This window comes from Stutzerimonas stutzeri, from assembly GCF_002890915.1.
GTDB classification, from domain to species: domain Bacteria; phylum Pseudomonadota; class Gammaproteobacteria; order Pseudomonadales; family Pseudomonadaceae; genus Stutzerimonas; species Stutzerimonas stutzeri_AF.
The window spans coordinates 1-302 of record NZ_POUT01000037.1; the positions used below are offsets into that span (position 1 = coordinate 1).

General features: G+C 55.3%; 1 rRNA gene. It reads left to right on the forward strand.

What is annotated here, in order from left to right:
* A 5S ribosomal RNA gene (gene rrf / locus CXK94_RS22195) occupies window positions 1–103 on the forward strand; the annotation flags it as partial.
* Window positions 104–302 lie beyond the last annotated feature (199 nt).

Consider the following 302-nt stretch of genomic DNA (forward strand, 5'->3'; position numbering starts at 1 on the left):
GAGCGTTGGAACCACCTGATCCCATCCCGAACTCAGCAGTGAAACGACGCATCGCCGATGGTAGTGTGGGGTCTCCCCATGTGAGAGTAGGTCATCGTCAAGCACCTATCCCAAACCCCCGATCCGCGTTAGCGGGTCGGGGGTTTGCTTTTGGGCTGGGACAACTGGTTTCAGCGTAAGCGTCCAGCCAAGTCATCTTCCGAAGCTGTATCACATGGTGCACGGGTAGGCTGTATCACATGCTGCACGCCTACTCTGTATCACACGCTGCACGCATAAAAATCAGTGCGAGACTATTACGG